16 protein-coding genes are annotated in these 20,760 nt (G+C 49.9%); 4 read left to right on the top strand and 12 right to left on the bottom strand.

All coding sequences use genetic code 11. The annotated features are described in order from the left end of the window. Positions 1 to 54: 54 nt before the first annotated feature. Positions 55 to 1,152 (bottom strand): glycerol dehydrogenase, encoded by a 1,098-nt coding sequence (locus CWC46_RS08725; RefSeq protein ID WP_021016970.1) that lies wholly within the window; start codon positions 1,150 to 1,152, stop codon positions 55 to 57. 372 nt (positions 1,153 to 1,524) lie between these two features. Between CWC46_RS08725 and CWC46_RS08720 the strand changes: the two genes are divergently transcribed. Continuing rightward, positions 1,525 to 1,704, top strand: coding sequence for a hypothetical protein (locus CWC46_RS08720; protein WP_021016971.1), 180 nt, complete (start codon positions 1,525 to 1,527; stop codon positions 1,702 to 1,704). A 180-nt stretch (positions 1,705 to 1,884) separates the two neighbouring features. Here CWC46_RS08720 and CWC46_RS08715 read toward each other — a convergent pair whose 3' ends face one another. From CWC46_RS08715 to dgt, 7 genes are all read right to left on the bottom strand, one after another. Beyond that, on the bottom strand, positions 1,885 to 2,877 hold the full coding sequence (locus tag CWC46_RS08715) for a sulfate/molybdate ABC transporter ATP-binding protein (protein WP_021016972.1): 993 nt from the start codon (positions 2,875 to 2,877) through the stop codon (positions 1,885 to 1,887). Next, positions 2,867 to 3,748 carry a sulfate ABC transporter permease subunit CysW gene (gene cysW / locus CWC46_RS08710; protein ID WP_021016973.1) on the bottom strand — a complete coding sequence of 294 codons (882 nt, stop codon included), beginning with the start codon at positions 3,746 to 3,748 and terminating at the stop codon, positions 2,867 to 2,869. The genes CWC46_RS08715 and cysW overlap by 11 nt, the downstream gene beginning before the upstream one ends. A gap of 10 nt (positions 3,749 to 3,758) precedes the next feature. Further along, the gene (gene cysT / locus CWC46_RS08705; protein WP_021016974.1) at positions 3,759 to 4,571 is read right to left on the bottom strand and encodes a sulfate ABC transporter permease subunit CysT; all 813 of its coding nucleotides are present in this window, start codon (positions 4,569 to 4,571) and stop codon (positions 3,759 to 3,761) included. 96 nt (positions 4,572 to 4,667) lie between these two features. Further along, on the bottom strand, positions 4,668 to 5,678 hold the full coding sequence (locus tag CWC46_RS08700; RefSeq protein WP_021016975.1) for a sulfate ABC transporter substrate-binding protein: 1,011 nt from the start codon (positions 5,676 to 5,678) through the stop codon (positions 4,668 to 4,670). Positions 5,679 to 5,983: 305 nt separating this feature from the next. Beyond that, on the bottom strand, positions 5,984 to 7,141 hold the full coding sequence (locus tag CWC46_RS08695; RefSeq protein WP_021016976.1) for a CdaR family transcriptional regulator: 1,158 nt from the start codon (positions 7,139 to 7,141) through the stop codon (positions 5,984 to 5,986). Positions 7,142 to 7,310: 169 nt separating this feature from the next. Next, the gene (degP, locus tag CWC46_RS08690; protein ID WP_021016977.1) at positions 7,311 to 8,744 is read right to left on the bottom strand and encodes a serine endoprotease DegP; all 1,434 of its coding nucleotides are present in this window, start codon (positions 8,742 to 8,744) and stop codon (positions 7,311 to 7,313) included. Between the two features lie 168 nt (positions 8,745 to 8,912). Further along, positions 8,913 to 10,409 (bottom strand): dGTPase, encoded by a 1,497-nt coding sequence (gene dgt, locus CWC46_RS08685; RefSeq protein ID WP_021016978.1) that lies wholly within the window; start codon positions 10,407 to 10,409, stop codon positions 8,913 to 8,915. A gap of 147 nt (positions 10,410 to 10,556) precedes the next feature. Between dgt and mtnN the strand changes: the two genes are divergently transcribed. Both mtnN and btuF read left to right on the top strand, forming a co-directional pair. Then, complete coding sequence (gene mtnN / locus CWC46_RS08680) at positions 10,557 to 11,258, top strand: 5'-methylthioadenosine/S-adenosylhomocysteine nucleosidase (RefSeq protein ID WP_021016979.1); 702 nt, start codon at positions 10,557 to 10,559, stop codon at positions 11,256 to 11,258. Positions 11,259 to 11,380: 122 nt separating this feature from the next. Beyond that, positions 11,381 to 12,184, top strand: coding sequence for a vitamin B12 ABC transporter substrate-binding protein BtuF (btuF, locus tag CWC46_RS08675; RefSeq protein ID WP_084297663.1), 804 nt, complete (start codon positions 11,381 to 11,383; stop codon positions 12,182 to 12,184). 54 nt (positions 12,185 to 12,238) lie between these two features. Here the strand turns inward: btuF and erpA are convergent, their stop codons facing one another. Then, entirely contained in the window at positions 12,239 to 12,589 is a 351-nt protein-coding gene (gene erpA / locus CWC46_RS08670) for an iron-sulfur cluster insertion protein ErpA (RefSeq protein ID WP_021016981.1), read from the bottom strand. Between the two features lie 79 nt (positions 12,590 to 12,668). Beyond that, positions 12,669 to 14,081, bottom strand: coding sequence for a H(+)/Cl(-) exchange transporter ClcA (gene clcA, locus CWC46_RS08665; protein WP_021016982.1), 1,413 nt, complete (start codon positions 14,079 to 14,081; stop codon positions 12,669 to 12,671). Positions 14,082 to 14,280: 199 nt separating this feature from the next. Between clcA and hemL the strand changes: the two genes are divergently transcribed. Continuing rightward, positions 14,281 to 15,561 (top strand): glutamate-1-semialdehyde 2,1-aminomutase, encoded by a 1,281-nt coding sequence (gene hemL / locus CWC46_RS08660; RefSeq protein ID WP_021016983.1) that lies wholly within the window; start codon positions 14,281 to 14,283, stop codon positions 15,559 to 15,561. Positions 15,562 to 15,680: 119 nt separating this feature from the next. On the opposite strand, the gene mrcB is transcribed toward hemL, so the two are convergent. Then, a complete protein-coding gene (gene mrcB / locus CWC46_RS08655) occupies positions 15,681 to 18,182 on the bottom strand; it encodes a bifunctional glycosyl transferase/transpeptidase (RefSeq protein ID WP_021016984.1) in 2,502 nt (833 codons plus the stop codon). Between the two features lie 103 nt (positions 18,183 to 18,285). Next, positions 18,286 to 20,730 (bottom strand): ATP-dependent helicase HrpB, encoded by a 2,445-nt coding sequence (gene hrpB / locus CWC46_RS08650; RefSeq protein ID WP_021016985.1) that lies wholly within the window; start codon positions 20,728 to 20,730, stop codon positions 18,286 to 18,288. Between the last annotated feature and the right edge of the window lie 30 nt (positions 20,731 to 20,760).

The following is a 20,760-nucleotide window of genomic DNA, read 5'->3' as shown; positions in this document are numbered from 1 at the left end:
CCCGCCTGACAGAAAACCGCAGTCCAACAGGCTGCGGTAGACGAAATGGCAAATTTACTTAATGATTTTACTGAATGCATCCACAGCCAGAATCGCATTGGCAACGTCTTCAGCAGAGAGTTTCGGATTAAGGTTACCCAGGGTGTCACCCTTGCCCCCCGCCAATGCCCCCACTTTCACCAGATTTTCAAAAGACTCATTTTCAAGGTGCATCTCTTTTAGCGTCGTTGGCATCTTGATAGCACGATAGAAACGAATATAGCGGGCAATTTTTTCATCCGGACGCTGCTCAAGCACCATTTGTGTCAGAGTACCGTAAGCCACTTTCTCACCGTGTGTCAGGTGATGAATATCACCATCAATTGCCGTAAATCCATTATGGATAGCATGTGCTCCTGCCAGACCTGCATTTTCAAAACCCAAACCGGACAGCAAAGTATTCGCTTCCACAACAGCTTCCACTGCCGGTGTCACCAACTGCTGCTCAACGGCATTGTAAGCACTGAGGCCATAGGTCAGTAACGTCTCCTCACAGGCTCTCGCGATAGCCATACCAGCAATAGAAGGATCACCACCAACCATAGACAATGCGTGTGAACGCTGAACAGCCAATGCCTCAACATACGTTGCCAGGCCATCAGCAATCCCCGAGGCAAATAACCTGACCGGTGCTTGTGCACAAATATGCGTATCGACCAGAACCAGATCAGGATTTTTATCATAGAAACGATAACTGTCGAACACCCCGGCATCGGTGTAAATAACCGACAACGCACTGCAAGGCGCATCCGTTGAAGCAACAGTGGGAACAATGGCAACACTTTGCTTTAACTCATCTGCGATAGCCTTGGCGGTATCCAACGTTTTACCACCGCCAAACCCTACCACCAGATTGGTTCCCTGCTTACTACCAACAGCGGCGAGGCGCGTAATTTCGTTGCTGGAGGCCTCACCATTAAATCGTTCATAGTGAAATTGAAGCTTGGATACATCAAGTGACAATTTAACGCGATCGCCAATAATTCCCCATACGATGTCATCAGCAATCAGTAAGGCGTTTGTCCCCAATGTCTGGAGGTATTTCCCAAGCTCATCAATGACGCCACTGCCCTGAACGTATTTTCTTGGTGAAGAGAAGATAAATTTACTCATGATGTTCACCTTGATATTGGTTAATGGAAGAACGATGAAGCGTAATTATTTTTTGCACCACCAGACAGATAAGAGGGACTATTTGCCGGTTATGTTGAGAAGAGCGGTGATGCACAAATCCTGATCGAAGATGTAGCCGCTACATAGAAATATTACTCTCTATTTTTATTAGTTGCATGATTGACAAAGAAAAAGGTGATACTTCAAATTCATCGCTATTACCTATCAAATACATCTATAAAATCGGCTATCCCTTCATTGTGGTTACCGTAGAATGCTCTCTATTAAGAACGCGACGCACAACAAAGAGTAGTAATAAGTAGTCAGCTCGCGGTTAGCCATCACGTTATCATTATCATTCAGGAGAGCATCATGTATAACTTTCAACGTTACCAATCCAAAGAGCTGGCGCTGGCTTATATGAGCGGAAAACGTCATGACTTGTCACCAGAAGAATTTCTGCAACAGTTGAAAACTGTCGATACGTCTTTTCAGGCATTGCTGAAAAACGGCCAGTCAAATGCAAACCTAACGATGGTTAAAGCCTTCTGATCCAGGTTGTATGCTTCATTTATGCCACGGTAGGAAAGTGATCACGTGAGGAAAGCCAACACACCTGCGGTTCGGAGTATAGCGGGGGATAGAATAAAAAATGAACCAACCTGGGTTGATGGCAATCAGGCCTTCATTATTATGAAAGCCTAAAGGATTCATAGGGGCGTTTTTCTTTGCTTAAATTTCCCAGTCGTCATTATAGCGCTTGGGTTTAAACTGAATGATATCCCCCCGATGTAATCCATTCAGTGTAGCGTCATCATGAGCGACCTCTGCTTCTATCAACTCACTATTGTCGTCAATTTTCAAGGTCAGACGGGTCAATGCGCCCAATGGACGAATATCCTTCACTACCACGGGTTGATAATCTACATGCGGTTGTCTTGCCAACACAACTTCATGCGGACGAAACAGGATAGATTTATCGGACTCACGCAATGTTAGCCGGTTACTATCGCCCAGGAAGTGATAGACAAACTCACTGGCCGGGTGATTATAAACCGCATCGGGTGAACCGATTTGCTCAATTACTCCATTGTTCATCAGCACGATACGATCAGCCACCTCCATCGCTTCTTCCTGATCATGCGTCACAAAAACCGAGGTTAAATTGATCTCTTCATGCAGCCGGGATAACCAGCGACGCAGCTCTTTACGCACTTTGGCATCCAGTGCGCCAAACGGCTCATCCAGTAACAAGATCCGGGGTTCAACAATTAATGCCCGGGCTAATGCAACGCGCTGACGCTGTCCACCGGAAAGCTGTTCCGGATAACGTTCAGCCAGCCAATCCAGTTGAATCATATTGAGCAGTTCATGCACTTTCTTGTCTATTTCACGCTTTGTTGGCCGAATATGTTTAGGTTTCATACGCAAGCCGAACGCGATGTTATCGAATACCGTCATATGCCGGAACAACGCATAATGCTGAAAAACGAAGCCGACATTACGATCGCGTACATCATGCACAGAGACATCTTCACCATGAAACCGGATGCTGCCGCTATCTGGTTTTTCCAGCCCGGCGATAATGCGCAACAATGTGGTTTTACCACAGCCGGACGGCCCCAGTAATGCGACCAGCTCACCGCTCTCAATCGACAGGTTGATGTGATTCAATACCTGGAACTGACCAAACTGTTTATTAATATTGTTAACCTCAATGCTCATTTTTGGCCAGCTCCTGTTGTTGCTCTACCTGTTTGATTAAACGACTTTCACTCCACTGACGCAGCAGCAGTACCACCAATGACATCAACAGCAGCAGGATAGCGACGCTGAATGCAGCAACGATGTTGTATTCGTTATAAAGAATTTCGATATGTAGCGGTAATGTGTTAGTTAACCCACGAATATGTCCGGAAACCACCGAAACCGCACCGAACTCCCCCATAGCGCGGGCTGTACACAGCACTACGCCATAAATCAACGCCCACTTAACATTGGGTAGCGTAATATGCCAGAACATTCGCCACCCATTGGCCCCCAACAGACGTGCGGCTTCTTCTTCCTGTGAGCCCTGCTGTTCCATCAGCGGAATCAATTCCCGTGCTATATAAGGCAGCGTGACAAACAGGGTGGCCAGCACAATGCCCGGGACGGCATAGACAATTTCCAGATTATGTTCAACCAGAAAGGGATAGAGTTTGCTTTGCGCACCAAATAACAGTACATACATCAACCCGGTGACCACCGGTGACACGGAAAAAGGCAGGTCAATCAGTGCCAGCAACAGCGTTTTTCCCCAGAACTCAAATTTAGTCACACACCATGCAAGGCATAACCCGAAAATCATATTGAGAGGAACGGCAATAGCCGTTGCCAGCAGTGTCAATTTCAGTGCCGAAACGGCATCCGGCTCGGAAATCGCCTCCCAAAAGGCCCCCAGCCCGTTATGCAATCCCTCGGTGACGACCATCAACAGCGGCAATACCAGCACCATGAAAAAAACTATCCAGGCCAGCACAATCAAAACATAAAACGTCGCCGGGCGTCTGGGGGAAATCTGCACGCTGGCAGATGTCGATATAATCTGATCCACGATGAAATCCCTACAACTTGGGTTGAATATGACGTTGCAAAATATTAATCAGCAGCAACATAATGAAAGAAATCATCAGCATGAAAACCCCGATCCCCGTCGCACCTTTGTAATCGTACTGATCGAGTTTGGATACAATCAGCAATGGCAGTATTTCTGTTTTAAAAGGGATATTCCCCGCGATAAACACCACCGAGCCGTACTCCCCTATGCCTCGGGCAAACGCCAGCGCAAAGCCGGTCAGCCAGGCCGGTAAAATGGCAGGGATCAATACATGACGGAAGGTTTGCAACGGCCCCGCCCCCAGGCAAGAGGCGGCTTCTTCCACTTCCTTGGGAATATCAGCCAGCACGGGCTGTAAGGTCCGGACGACGAAAGGTAACGTAACAAAAATCAACGCCAACGTAATACCAAGGCTGGTATAGGCGATCTTGAATGGAAACAGTGCCCCCACCAGTCCCGTGGGTGCATACAGCGAGGTTAAGGCAATTCCGGCGACGGCTGTCGGCAGAGCAAATGGCATATCGACCATGGCATCAATGATCTTCCGCCCCGGGAAGGTATAACGTACTAATACCCATGCCAGCAACGTGCCCAAAATGCCATTGATAAAGGCGGCCATCAGCGCCGTGCCGAACGAAAGCCGTAACGAAAAAAGCACCTGACGGCTGGTGATTAATTCCCAGAACTGAATCAATGTCAGTTGGCTGGCATACAGAAACATCGTCGCCAATGGAATGAGAACCAACAGTCCCAGATAGCTGATGCTAAAACCTAACGTTAGTCCAAAACCGGGGATCACCGGTAAAGCGCGTCTCGACATAAAAAACCTTTGATTATCATGCGCAGGAGGATATCTCAGCCATAACCCGCATAACAAAACTGCCCATAACAGCAGCAGTTTTATGCATTGAACATCTTATTTGTTGATTTGTTTGAAAATGCTATCGAACACACCACCATCGTTAAAAAACCGAGACTGTGCTTTTTTCCAGCCACCGAATTCCTTGTCAATGGTGACCAGTTGTACCGGAGCAAACTGGTTTTTGAACTCCTCAGCAATCTGGGCATTACGCGGTCGATAATAGTTTTCGGCGATAATACGTTGCCCTTCATCACTATAAAGATAGCGGAGATACGCTTCCGCCAGCTTTTGGGTACCTTTACGTTCAACAACCTTATCCACCACCGCAACTGGCGGTTCTGCCAGAATAGAGAGTGATGGTGTAATGATTTCCAACTGATCTCCACCCTGCTCTTTCAGAGCGAGATGCGCTTCATTTTCCCAGGCAATCAGTACGTCGCCCAACTGACGCTGGACGAAGCTGACCGTCGCCCCACGGGCACCGGTATCCAGCACCGGTGCATGGCGGTACAATTCTGTGACAAACTTCAGCGCGCTCTCGTCATTTCCGCCAGGAAGATGTTTGGCATAAGCCCAGGCGGCTAGAAAATTCCACCGTGCACCACCAGAGGTTTTCGGATTCGGCGTAATGACCTCAACGCCTGGTTTAATCAAATCGTTCCAGTCTTTAATATGCTTGGGATTCCCTTTGCGTACCAAAAACACAATGGTTGAGGTATAAGGGGTACTGTTATCCGGCAAGCGCGATTGCCATTGAGGATCAATCAATGGCCGGTTAAGATTCAATGCATCAATGTCGCCCGCCAGCGCTAACGTCACGACATCCGCCTGCAACCCATCAATAACCGCTCGAGCCTGTTTACCCGAACCGCCATGCGAGTCTCTAATCGTGATGCTCTCACCGGTGGTTTCTTTCCAATGCCGGATAAAGGCAGCATTATATTGCTGATAAAGCTCACGGGTTGGATCATAAGAGACGTTCAACAATTCTGTTGCCGCAGAGACCACACTGGAAAACAACAGTGTGGCTGTGGCCAATGAAAACACCAGACGGCGCATTGACATGCCTATCGCTCCTCAAAAAACACGTATTTTATCCACCTGTAGAAAATCCAGGTTAATCGGCCATTGCCATGAGCATGACTGGTTTTTCCTGAGTAGATCCTAGATAAAATTAGTCCAACATCTATACAGAATTACATCAGCACTCTTTTCAGTATGTTGGTTATATGGGTGTGTGGAAGGGACAATAGAGGATATAGGAAGGTGGCAAAAATACTGTTTAGCGATAATTTATACTATTGGGTTATATTATTTGCCATATATTAATAGTTTTGAGTCTAAGATAATTAGCATCCACTCTGAGTGGTCTATTCATCTTCATCCAATTGAAGCGCTATATATAACAGCAGCCGATCATCAAAGTTGGTCAAATCCAGCCCAGTCAGTTCCGAGATACGATTCAAACGGTATTCCAGTGTATTACGATGAATAAACAGCGCTTTGGCTGTCACTCCGGGCTGCACATTATTACGAAACCAGGTATGTAATGTCCGGCGTAATAGGCCATTTCCATCCATTGCTTTGAGCTTGGTCAACGGGCGAACCAGCTCATTAGCCTGCCAGCCACCACGCAAACTATCCAGCAATACGGGCAATATCAGATCCTGATAAAAGTAGCTGCGTTGAGCCGGCATACGCTGCTTGCCAACACTCATCGTAGTCCGTGCGGTACGGTAAGAACGCGCGATACTGCCAGGACCGGAAAAATAATTCCCTAGCGCCAACCGGACCCGTAGGCGACTGCCATCTGCCATACGGGAAAGCAAATTATCAATGCGCCGACGATGTTCCTCCGCATCCCAACGGCCATAACTGTTAAGTGCAGGTTTCAACACCACCATTTCTGTCAGTGAAACAATAGCAATCAGGTTGTTGCGCTCCGGCGTCGTCAGTAGAGTTTGTAACTGCTGAAGCTCATCCATGGCGCTATCCACACCCAGTTGTCCACTATCGACTTCCACTACCGCTACAACACGTGGCTGATTAAGATCGATCCCCAATCGTTGCGCCCACTCCATCAGTGCCGGTGACAACTCGTCAGTCCGGATCAGGTTCAAGACCAGCTCTTCGCGCAAACGACTATCCTGTGCCAGGATATGCAGCAAACGCGCCTGCTCCAGCATCATCTCGGCAGCCATGCACACCAGCTCGCCATACTGGCGCAACTGCCCGGGATTACCGGTCAGACCGATAACGCCCACGATTTCTCCGTCTATCCTCAGTGGCAGATTGATGCCCGGCCGTACACCATGCAGGTGACGGGCAACTGCTTCATCAATGTCGACGACCCGCCCTTGAGAAAGCACCAACAATGCGCCTTCATGTAACTCACCGACACGATCCTGGTCACCACTGCCAATGATTCGACCCCGTGCATCCATCACATTGATATTACTATCAATAATTTGCATAGTACGTGCAACGATATCCTGTGCCAGACTGGCATTAAGATGATAGGTCGCCATTTCAACCTCAGAAGGGGATTGACAATTACACCATCATAATGACAGCAATAGCCTCATACATTGTGCAATTACACAGAAAGTGTCACATCAGGTAAGATTTGCAACAGACATCACAAATATGTTCAATGAAGAACCGGGCACAGATGTGCCCGGAAATCAGGAGGGTTGATTACTGAATTAACAAATAGAGATCACTGTCACCACGGCGGATGTTTAACGCCAGGACCGATGGTTTACTATCGAGTATCTTGCGCAACTCACCAATATTGCCGACAGGCTGCTGGTTGACACCCAAAATAACATCACCTTTTTGTAGACCGATACGCGCGGCAGCAGAACCAGGTTTAACCTTGTCTACCTTCACGCCTTTGTGTCCATCTACCTGGGTATTACTTAATTCCGCGCCTTCAATGGCAGAATTCAAGTTCCCGGATGCCACCTTCGTCTGACTACTCTGCTGTAGGGTCGCATCCACGGAAAGTGTTTTCCCGTCGCGAATCAATCCCAGCGTCAGTTTAGTCCCTACCGGCAGAGAACCAATCTGAGCCCGCAGCGCGGCGAAACTACTGATCGTTTTACCGTTCAGGGAGACAATCACATCACCGGCTTTAATTCCGGCTTTGGCGGCAGCTGATTTCGGTTGCACCTGGCTGACAAACGCCCCACGCTGGGCATTGACTTTCATCGCTTTGGCCAGATCAGAGTTAAGTTCGGTACCGAGGATACCCAATTCACCGCGTTTCACCTCACCAAACTCCACCATCTGATTGGTCAGGTTTTTCACTATGTTGCTGGGAATGGCAAAACCAATACCGATATTACCACCACTGGGAGCCAGAATAGCCGTATTCAAACCAATCAATTCACCATTAAGATTGACCAGCGCACCGCCGGAATTTCCCCGGTTGATTGCCGCATCGGTCTGAATAAAGTCTTCATAATTCTCAATATTCAACCCGCTGCGCCCCAACGCAGAAATAATCCCAGAAGTCGCGGTTTCACCCAGGCCATACGGATTACCAATCGCTACGGCATAATCCCCGACACGTAATTTATCAGAATCCGCTATCTTGATAGCCGTCAGGTCGCTAAAACCTTCAAGCTGAATTAACGCGACATCTGACTGGGGATCTTTACCGATAACTTTAGCGTCAAACTTACGGCCATCATTGAGACGGACCTGAATCTTGTCAGCATTTTGCACCACGTGGTTGTTGGTCACCACATAGCCTTTCGCTGCGTTGATAATCACACCTGCACCCAGGGCTTCAAAAGCCTGCCGCTCAGGTGCGGCAGAGTTGCCATTCCCGTCGCCCCCCTGACACATGGGTGACGACTGAAACGGCGAACCATCTTGACAGAAGGGTGAGTTTTCGCCAAAGAACGGCTGTAATTGCTGCGTTACGCTACCTTGGCTGACATTGGTATGCCCACTTACATAAATATTGACGACAGACGGCATCACTTTTGCCAGCATGGGTGCCAAACTGGGGAGCTGTTCACTGGCAGAGGCAGTTGAGCCCGCAGCCAGAGCAGGAACGGTTCCCATCGCCATCGCCAGACTTAAGGTTAATGCACTCAGAATCAATGATTTTTTTTTCATAGGGATATATCTCATAGTCAATCAATATAGGGGATCTATGGCCTTCTGCAGCGGTCATACTGTATGTGAGGTAACTATGCACAACCAAAGTCCATTCACGCAATATAGTGAAGAGTAAGGAAATATTGTCCATATTTACAAAACTTATCTTCGTGATAATACTCCGTTTCAATCGGCTGCCATCAGGCGTCTATATTCATCATAGGCATATAAATCGGTCATGCCACTGATATAATCCTGAATCAAACGGGCACGATAATAGTACTCGCGCATTTCCCGCTCTTTCGCTGGCAGCCGTTGCAGGCCCTTCAATGCATCCAGGTAAGCCAGACAATGTTTACGGGAAAGTTTGTGATAAAGCCGGGTTTCAATGGGGAAACATGAGTGGCGATTCTCTTTTGCCAACTGACAAAAATCACGGTAAGACAGATCAAGCAATGGACTATAAATATCCAATAATCCACGAATAACGCGATAGCCTTGCAACTCAAGTTGCTCGACTTCATGATTATTAAAAACGAACTTTCTAGCGACATCTTTAAACATCTTTAATAAACGGGCATTCGGACCCTCATCTTCCAGCAGTGCGTGATTGAATTTTCCAATAAAAATATCGGAAATATTATCAATAAAACGCATCGCGGCGTGCGGCACCATCTTTCCAACGGTATAAACACGCAGATACATGAAGAACTGATCGTTAATTCGCCGTTTTCTCTCTTTATAAGCTCGTTCTACCGTAACGCTAAACAAATCTCCGGGCCGACTTTCCCCCCAGCTTTGACGCAAATAGGTATAAAGCTGCTCAACAGTGAGAATGTTTTTCTCTATAGCATCTTCCAGATCCGCCACACAGTAAGAGATATCATCGGCGGCTTCCATAATATAAGTCATAGGGAATCGGTGATATTCGCCCAGAGAGAGTTCCCGGCGCATCTCAACGATGAAAGGCTCTTCCGCCAGATAATAGCCCGTTTTTTTCATGAGATAGTCGTATTCTTTCGGGATCTCACCCAGCCAATATGCCGGGCGGGTATATTTTAAGATGCCACCTACCTGCCCATAAGTCAGATTCAACCTCAGCAAGGTATGTACCAACCGTATAGCCTGGGCATTCCCCTCAAAATTACTCAAATCCTGGCGAATATGGCTACGCAACTGATCATAATCATCATGCTGAAGCAACAGGCCATGAACGCTACATTGATCGTCACGAGGATTGTCGGCGCTTAAATAGGCGACATCCAGTCGTTTGCCAAACCACGCATTGATTGCCGCTTCACCAAAATGCCCAAACGGAGGATTACCGATGTCATGCATCAGGCAGGCCATTTCCACGATGCTTTCAAATGGCGTTTGCAACGCAGCCAATCCTGTTGATTCCAACAGATTCCCCCGCCGCATTCTCTCCACAATCTCTTTGGCGATGTAACGCCCGACCTGCTGAACTTCCATTGAATGCGTCAAACGGGAACGAACCGCCGCATTACGTTCCAACGGAAAGACTTGTGTTTTCTGCTGTAAACGCCGGATAGCAGCAGAGTTGATAATCCGTCCACGATCACTTTCAAACTGACGAATAATGGCATAGTCATCCTCAGCCACAACTGGTTTACTAAAAGGCCGCTGAAAATTGATCTTTTGCGAGAAATCGATATCAGACATGCTGTTCTCCATGTAAAACCCCTGTCAGGGTGATAACACGTCAGACCGGACGATACAACCGCATCACGTGCGCTCTATTCACCTCAGCCATGATAAACTAAGCACTATGACACTCCTGTTATTTCTACCAAATCTGTGGGGAATCCTATGAAAGTGGGCATTATTGGCGCAATGGAACAAGAAGTTACCCTGTTAAGGGACCAAATCCAGAATCGTCAGACTTTCCAACGCGCTGGCTGTGAAATTTATAGCGGTCAATTACACGGTACTGAGGTTGCCTTACTGAAATCGGGTATCGGTAAAGTCTCAGCCGCATTAGGCACCACTCTGTTGCTGGAACACTGCCAGCCTGATGTTGTAATTAACACCGGTTCTGCCGGTGGGCTGGCTGCCGCTCTCAACGTAGGCGACATTGTAATCTCTGACGAGGTGCGCTATCACGATGCCGATGTGACAGCTTTCGGTTATGAAGCTGGCCAGATGGCAGGCTGTCCGGCGGCGTTTGTGGCCGATACATCGCTTATCGCAGTGGCACAGGACGCAATTGCCACACTGCGGCTGAATGCCGTACGGGGTTTGGTGGTTAGCGGCGATGCTTTCATTAATGGTGCCGAACCGCTGGCACGCATCCGTCATCTCTTTCCACAGGCCATTGCCGTTGAAATGGAAGCAACCGCCATCGGTCATGTTTGTCACCAGTTTGACGTACCTTTTGTCGTCGTCCGAGCCATTTCAGACGTAGCAGATCAGGAATCTCATCTCAGCTTCGATGAATTCCTGTCCATAGCCGCCAAACAGTCTACTCGCATGGTGGAAACCATGTTGCAGATGCTGGCACAACGCCAGTAACCCCAAGCCGACTATGCCCTGAGCCAAGCCACGGCGAACTCAGGACATAGCGGCTGCCAACCAGTAATGGAAATGCAATAGTGCGGTTTACTCGTTTGAATTTTCCCTTCCTGAAAACCACGATGCTATTGATCAGTGTCTTCTGGTTCTCTCTGGCGCAGGCTGCTGCCCTGCGAGTGATTACGCTGGCTCCGCATGCAACGGAAATGGCCTACGCTGCCGGGATGGGGGAACAATTGGTGGGCGTCAGCGCTTGGTCAGATTACCCACCAGAAGCAAGAAAGCACGAGCAGGTTGCCAGTTGGCAGGGAATCAACATCGAACGTATCCTGTCCCTGAAACCTGATGTGATACTGGCATGGCGTGAAGGAAATCCACAACGGCCATTAGACCAATTGGCTTCCTTTGGCATCAGGATTGTCTATCTCGACCCCGCTACGCTGGAAGATATTCCCCGTCAGTTGGAACAACTTGCATCGTACAGCCAACATCCTGACATCGCACGGCAATCGGCACGGGCTTTCCGCCAGCAACTAGCGGATATACAGCGGCGCTATGCGCATCGCACACCTATTCGGGTATTCCTGCAGTTTGGCCGTCAACCACTGTTTACCGCATCGAAGAAAACGCTACAGAGCCAGGTTATCTCATTATGTGGAGCACACAACGTATTTGCCGATAGCGCTATTCCCTGGCCGCAGGTGAGCCGAGAACAGGTGATAATGCGTCAACCACAGGCGATTGTGATCAGTGCACCACCGTCTGCCGTAGCCAGTACCGTTGCATTCTGGCGACCTCAACTCAATATCCCCGTCATTGCCGTCAATGAAGATTGGTTTAATCGCAGTGGCCCACGCTTGCTACTCGCGGCCCGTCAATTGTGCGAACAGCTATCCGGGCTAACATCACCATCAGCCAGACAATAAAAAACCCGTGCACCTGTCGAGGTAACACGGGTTTTACTGCGGCATACAACGCGATTAAATGCTGAAAGACGATCCACAACCACAGGTCGTTTTGGCATTAGGGTTCGTCACCACAAAACGGGAACCTTCCAACCCTTCGGTATAATCTACCGACCCACCGATCAGATATTGCAAGCTCATTGGATCAATAACCAGCGCAACGCCCTGTTTCTCAATAGTCATATCACCTTCGTTTACCTTATCATCGAAAGTGAAACCGTACTGGAAACCACTACAACCACCACCGGTAATGTAAACCCGAAGTTTTAAATCTGGATTTTCTTCATCAGCAACCAGAAGCTTCACCTTCCTGGCCGCTGCATCAGTAAATTGCAGTGGTAGTGCTACCGCTACATCATCACTCATTTTTCTTACTCCCAACCAAATATCAGGTGGCTTATACCAAACCCAATTAGATTCATTATCTAATAGCCCCCCGAAACGTTCAAGATTTGATCTCGCTCATGGCAGAAGCATCTTCTTTCATGCTGGCTTCTGTCTGAACCTGACGTTGAATAGTATGGGCAAGAATAGAAGAATAGAGCGGTTTACCGCCAAGAAACTGGGCAATCAACGTGGCCCCCAGGCAGGTAATAATCATTGGCAGAATGAGCTGATAGTTATCCGTCATTTCCAGTACCAGTACAATGCCGGTTAATGGCGCGCGCACTGACGCGGCAAACAATGCCCCCATTCCTGCAATGGCAAACGTCCCAGCCCCCAAACCATAAGCGGGAAACAGCAAACCGCAAGTCATGCCAAACGCGGCACCCAATAATGTTCCTAGCGATAACATAGGAGCAAAAATCCCGCCCGGCGCACCGGAACAGAAGCAAAGCAACGTCATCACTACCCGAACCAGAAATATCACCAGCAGCATACCCACACCGTAATGCTCCGCTGCCGCAATCGGGATCAATTCAAAACCGCCACCGGTCACCTCACTAAAGAATAGCGAGAATATCCCGCATAGACCGCCAACCAGTAAACCAACGACCATGAATCGTTTGAGGCTGCGACCGTGAAAACGGATAAAACGGTCCTGCGACCATAGCACCAGGGCATTAAATAGAACACCGACGGCACCAAAAATAATGCCAAGCAACAAATAAAGCCATAGGGTATTAACGGGGGCGGAGGAAAGGCGACCGATATTAATGACAGCTACCTCACCATTGAACATGCGAAAAACAACACTGGACATGATGACGCCAATAAATACCGCTTTGATGGAGATAAGATTATAGCGAAACTGCGGGCGCATCTCTTCGATGATAAACAGAATCCCGGCCAATGGCGCATTAAAGGCTGCCGCCAGACCTGCCGCAGCCCCTGTCGCCAGTAAAGAATGCCTTACATCAGCCCGTCGAAGTGGTAACAACTCAGCAAACATCCCACCGATATTCCCCCCCAATTGAACTGTCGGCCCTTCGCGACCAAGAACCATACCCGCGCCCAGCGAGCACAGACCGCCAAAAAATTTCACGGGCAACACTCGCCACCAACGTACCGGCCGCAGTTCTTCCAGCGCGCCTTCAATTTCCGGAATACCCGAGCCCCCGGCTTCCGGCGCAAAGGTGCGCACCAGGTAGTACCCCAACATCGCCAATAACGCCGAAAACAAAAAAGCTACTGGCCACACCAACCATGAATCCGTCAGTTGTGTTAATACGGACATTCGGTGATGTTGTACCCAGTTAACCGCCATATCAAACACAACGCCGACGATTCCTACCAATGTACCTACAAACGCAGCCAGAACCAGAATGATAACCGGCGTTTTATCACGTCGCAGAATCTGACGGATCGCAGCATTACGGGCAGCTGCAGATAATAAAGGTGAAGTGACTTTAGACACGCAATAAACTCGGCTTGATACACAACGATAGACAAGTCGACCATTCTAATTGCTAATGACGCCTTCTGCCCAGCGCCGATTTTCAACACTTCCACTTTCATAGATGTACGTCAAGGTTGGACAAAAATTTCACTATGGCAATGTGTTGATTAGAATGACACTATTCTCGATGGACAAAAAATCAAGTCAGGAACCTGCAATGAATAAATCTGAAAGTCTGTATGCCGCAGCCCAGGAGCTAATTCCAGGTGGCGTAAACTCCCCGGTGCGCGCATTTAACGGTGTCGGCGGTGTGCCGCTGTTTATCGAGCGGGCGGATGGCGCCTATCTGTATGATGCGGATGGAAAAGCCTATATCGATTATGTCGGTTCCTGGGGACCCATGATTCTGGGTCATAATCATCCGGCGATCCGTCAGGCGGTGATCAGTGCTGCCGAACGAGGATTGAGTTTCGGGGCGCCTACGGAAATGGAAGTCAATATGGCCCGGATGGTCACCTCGCTGGTCACCAGTATGGATATGGTACGCATGGTGAACTCCGGTACTGAAGCCACTATGAGCGCTATTCGCCTGGCTAGAGGTTTTACCGGGCGCGATAAGATCATCAAATTCGAAGGTTGCTATCATGGCCATGCAGATTGCCTGTTAGTGAAAGCCGGCTCTGGCGCTTTGACGCTGGGTCAGCCCAATTCACCCGGAGTCCCCGCCGATTTTGCTCGCCACACCCTCACCTGTACCTATAATGATTTGGCCTCTGTTCGTGCGGCATTCGAACAATATCCGACTGAGATTGCCACCATCATCGTCGAACCAGTGGCCGGGAACATGAATTGTGTGCCTCCGTTGCCAGAATTCCTGCCTGGATTGCGTGCGTTGTGTGATGAATTTGGCGCCTTGTTGATTATTGATGAAGTGATGACGGGCTTTCGCGTTGCACTGGCAGGGGCACAAGCCCACTATGGCGTTCGTCCTGATCTGACCTGCCTGGGGAAAATCATCGGTGGCGGGATGCCGGTGGGCGCGTTTGGCGGCCGCCGCGACGTTATGCAAGCGCTGGCGCCGACCGGTCCGGTATATCAGGCCGGTACACTGTCGGGGAATCCTATCGCAATGGCGGCTGGCTTTGCCTGCCTGACTGAAGTTGCCAAACCAGGTGTGCATCAAAAACTCACCGCACTGACCAACCAGTTGGCCGAAGGATTACTTGTCGCTGCCAGAGAAGAAGGTATTCCGCTGGTGGTAAATCACGTCGGAGGGATGTTTGGATTATTCTTCACCAACGCAGAGCAGGTCACATGTTATCAGGACGTGGTGAAATGTGATGTTGAACGCTTTAAGCGTTTCTTCCATTTAATGCTGGATGAAGGCATTTATCTGGCACCTTCAGCCTATGAGGCTGGCTTTATGTCACTGGCCCACAGCCAACAGGATATTGAACACACCCTTCAGGCAGCACAGCGCTGCTTTGCCACATTGTAAGACGATTACAGGGCGCCCACGCGCCCTGTTTGTCTGTGCTCAATGAGACTGATGACGTAACAGCCAGTGAGCCTGGCTGCTACTGACTGCGATAATTACCTACCACTGCACCTGAAGCTTTACTTCCCAAACATCTGTTTTATCCAGCCAGGAACACTGTCACTGCCTTGGTCTGGTTGCGCACTGACGGGTGCTGGGTGTGTTGTTTGGCTGGACTGACATAACGCCTGCGGATTGCTCGTCCACACCGGTATTACCTGCCCGGCACTGCTGCCGTTACAAATGAAGTTACCGCTGCTGTCCACTGTCATGCTGCTAATACCTTCAGGCGGAGTCAGCATCAGCGGCAACGGCGTCTCATTTTCCAGATAACGGCGATAGATAGTCAACGCACCGTTAGCCCCCGTCAACTTGGCCGGACCGTTGTTATCACGTCCAACCCAGGTAATTGCCACCTCTTTACCATCGATGCCGGCAAACCAGCTGTCACGCAAATCATTAGTTGTCCCTGTTTTGGCTGCCAGATGGTATTTACTGAACTTCGCCATCAACGAGCGAGCCGTGCCACGTTCCACAACCTGTTGCATACCATACAACGTCAGATATGCAGCTTGTGCCGGTACCACTCTTTCCGCCTGCGGAAAGCTCTGATAAAGCACAGTGCCATCTTCTGCGATCACTGAACGCAACGATGACAATGGCGCACGATTACCACCGCTGGCAATCGTCTGATATTCCTGAGCAACTTCCATTGGTGTCAGGCTGATAGAGCCCAATAACATCGCCGGAACAGGCTGAATCACACTTTTTGGAATCCCCAGCAGCTGTAGGGTAGCGCTTATCTTATCCAGACCAACCGCCATACCAAGATTTACCGTCGGTATATTGAGCGATCGTGCCAGAGCATCAACCAACATCACCTGACCACCGTAATCCCGATCGTAATTTCTTGGTTCCCATACCGTGCCATTCGAAAGCTTAATGGATAGCGGTTCATCATCCAGAATAGTATTGAGTCGGTATTTATCCGGCATGCTTAATGCCGTCAGATAGGTCGGCGGTTTCGCCAACGACCCCACCGGACGCCTGGCCTGCAAGGCACGGTTAAAGCCGGCATACTGGGTGTCAGCGCCCCCAACCATCGCCCGAATCTCACCGCTGAAACGGTCGACAATCACCATTGCCGTTTCTAGATCTTTCACATTACGGGCCGCTCTCAGCGCCGGAATGCCCGTTTCCACCGCTTTCTCTGCCGCATCCTGAGCGACGGGATCAAGCGTAGTAAAAATTTTCACGCCAGAAAGATCATTAGCACGATCCCCGAGTCGCTGCTGTAGCTCCTGGCGGACCAACTGCATAAAAGCCGGTTGCGGGCTAATAACGCCGCCTTTCGGCTGGACACCCAACGGACGAGCGCTCAGCAGATTGTAGAGCTCCTCATCAATAATCTTCTGATCCTGCAACAGACGTAGTACCAGATTACGACGTTCAAGCGTCAATTTTGGGTTGCGCCAGGGGTTATACAATGACGCCCCTTTCACCATGCCCACCAGCATGGCCTGCTGGTCAAGGCTTAGTTCATCCACCGGACGGCCAAAGTAATACAGGCTCGCCAGCGGGAACCCTCGAATCTGATCGTTACCGCTTTGTCCCAGATAAACTTCGTTAAGATACAACTCCAGAATACGATCTTTGCTGTAGCGGTGATCCATAATCAACGCCATATAGGCTTCATTTGCCTTACGCCACAGCGAACGCTTGTTGGTCAGAAACAGGTTTTTCACCAACTGCTGGGTCAGGGTACTTCCCCCTTGCACCGTATGGCCGGCGATTAGATTGGCCACCAACGCACGTCCGATGGAATACAAGCTGATACCATCATGCTCATAAAAATGCCGGTCTTCGGTGGCAATCAGCGTATCCACCAATAGATCAGGGAAACCAGCTCGCGGCACAAATAGGCGTTGCTCCCCATTTGGCGACTGCAACATGGTGATCAACTTCGGATCGAGACGGAAGAACCCGAAATTACGCTGATTATCCATATTCTGGATTTGCGACAACCGATCATTGCTGAATATCAGCTTGGCGTGGATCTGTCCTTCTTTGCCATCGGGGAAATCAAAAGGACGACGCAACATCTCGATGCTGTTTGCCTGAACAGTAAACTCACCAGGACGAGTAATCCGGTTGACATCTCGATACTGCATACCCTCCAGCAGATTGACCATCTCTTTTTTGCTGTAGGCCATACCGGGTTCAAGGTTGACCATGCGACCATAAACAGCGGCAGGCAACTGCCAAACCTTGCCATCAATACGACTGCGGATTTCGCTATCCAGATAAATACCGTAGACGGCTATCACTACAGCAAAGATCAGGGACAGTTTGATCATAAGCCCCAGCCAGCGCCGCTTCTTACGAGGTTTGCGTGTCATGTTTTTCCCGTTATCATCACCATCACCATCACCATCGTCGTCATTATCGTAATCATCATCGTACTCGTCGTAATCATCATCATAGTCGTCATCCCTGTGACGTCGTACCGTCTGCTTACGTGTAGGTTTTCGTCGTGACGTATTTCCTTTGCGTCCGATAGGTTCGCGATCATCCCGAGACATTACAGTAACTTCTCCATCCGATTACTAACAGCCACGGGTGTTATAACCTGGCCGTCTACTCTGTATCCCCACCACCACACAAGAAAGGGGGAAACATCTGAAATTAATGATTTTGATATTTTTTGGTCCGTCTGGTCGGTACGGCATTGGCCGGATCATCGGGCCAGACATGTTTGGGATAGCGCCCTTTCATCTCTTTTTGCACTTCCCGATACGCCCCCTGCCAAAATGCAGCCAGATCACGAGTAATCTGCAATGGTCGCTGCGCCGGAGACAACAGCTCCAACACCAGTGACACCCGCCCGTCCGCCAATTGCGGACTTTGCTGTTCACCAAACATTTCCTGTAACCGAACAGCCAGAGTGGGTAGTTTGTCCTCGTAATAACAAATAGGCAGTCGGCTCCCACCCGGCACAGTGTAATAGCTAGGCAATGCGTTATCCAGCCGTTGCCGCTGCGACCAGTTAAGCAACCGCAGCAAAGCGTCGCTCAGATCAATTTGACGAAGCGCTCGCAGATCGCGCACACCAGACAGTGAAGGTAGCAACCACTGCTCCAGCGTCAGCAACAACGTTTCGTCATCCACTGCCGGCCACGCCACTTCCGGTAACCACTGCCGGGCGCACTGGATCCTCGCCCGCAACTGTAATGATGCAGCATCCCAGTTCAGAACTGATAATCCCTGCTCTCGTAGCCAGTTCAGCATAGCCCGCCGGAACTCGTCATCAGAGGGTTTGGCCAGTGGCTGCGTGCGTAACGTCAGGCACCCAACCTGACTGCGTCGACTAGCGTGCAGAGTACCCTTTTCTTCATCCCAGTGCACAACGTTGAGTTCGTTTAACAAGCTCGGTAACTGCTGCGTCAGTGCATTTATCGCAAGCGGTAGCGCCAAGAGACCCCGCGCGTCGGCACTATCATGCTTTTGCATGAGTGACGGGATGATCAACCACTCAGTTGCCGAGAGGGCATCATCGGCCGGTATCTGGGCACCGATACCATTAGCCAGCAAATAACGCCCATCCTGACCCCGTCGCCGGGCAATACGATCAGGGAAACCAATCGCCAACAATGCCGCAGCCAACGCCTCATTAATATGACCATGCCCACCATTAACACGTCGGATAAGCTGCCGGGCTCGGTGTTGCCAATGACTGGCAGGCCGGTGCAACCAATCTGACAGATTCAGTGATCCACTGCGTGGCGGCTCTTCGATAATAGCCACCAGCATCGCCGCGGTTGCCAGCGCATCATTATTCTGCCCCGCAGCCGTATACAACATGGTGGCGAGGCGGGGATCACAACCTAGCGACGCAATCTGACGTCCAGTAAAGGTCAGTTTTCCTTGTTGGTCAGTAATGGATAACTGATGCAACAGTTGCCTGGCCGCATTCAGCGCGGTTACCGGCGGCGTATCCAACCAGTCAAGCTGATTCACATCATGGCAACCCCACTGCAACAAATCCAGCCACAGACCGGATAAATCACTGTTAAGAATTTCCGCTTCACTTTGGCTGGTAGCCCGTTCAGCCTGCTCTTTGGAAAACAGGTGCCAGCAGACGCCAGGAGACAAACGCCCCGCCCGACCCGCACGCTGAGTCATGGAGGCCTGGCTGATACGCTGGGTCACCAGGCACGTCAACCCACTTTTCACGTCAAACTGAGCGACTCGTTCCAAACCACTGTCTACCACGACACGGATACCGTCAATCGTCAGACTGGTTTCTGCAATATTGGTAGCCAGTACCACTTTACGCCGCCCCTCCGCCGGGACCCGAATCGCTTTTTGCTGATCGCCGAGGGTTAACGCACCATACAGTGGGCAGAGATCGGTATCCATCGCAACCCTGTCAACCAGCATGGCATGAACCCGTCTAATTTCCGCTACACCGGGTAAAAATACCAGTAACGATCCGGTTTCGTCCTGCAACAAACGGTAAATCAGGCGAGACATTCCCTCTTCCAGCCGCTCTTGCGCCGCCAACGGCCGATAATGTCTAACAACCGGATAAGCGCGGCCTTCGGATATCACATTGCCAGATTGCGGCAATAAAAGAGAAAGACGTTGATTATCCAGTGTAGCGGACATAATCAGCAGTCGAAGATCGTCCCGTAGCCCCCGCTGAATATCCAGCAACAGAGCAAGCGCCAGATCGGCCTGTAAGCTACGTTCATGAAACTCATCCAGAATCACCAGCGCAATACCCTGAAGTTCGGCATCCTGCTGCAACATCCGGGTCAGAATACCTTCGGTCACCACTTCCAGCCGGGTGAACTTACTGATACAGGTTTCCGAGCGCATGCGATATCCCACCGTTTGTCCCGGTTCTTCCCCCAGGCTTTCGGCCAGACGCCAGGCCACACTCCTGGCTGCCAGACGCCGTGGCTCCAGCATGATGATTCGGCCGGAAAAACCGCCCTGTTGCAATAGTTGCAACGGCAACCAGGTAGATTTCCCCGCACCCGTGGGGGCATGCAACATGACCTGGGGCGAGGTGTGCAGCGCATTGATGACATCCTCCAGCACGGCACTGACAGGCGGTAAACTCACAGGGACTCCGTAATAATTAACTTTAAGCGG

The sequence above is a fragment of the Prodigiosinella confusarubida genome (assembly GCF_002847015.1).
In the GTDB taxonomy this organism is placed as follows: domain Bacteria; phylum Pseudomonadota; class Gammaproteobacteria; order Enterobacterales; family Enterobacteriaceae; genus Prodigiosinella; species Prodigiosinella aquatilis.
This window is presented reverse-complemented; position numbering and strand designations above follow the sequence as displayed.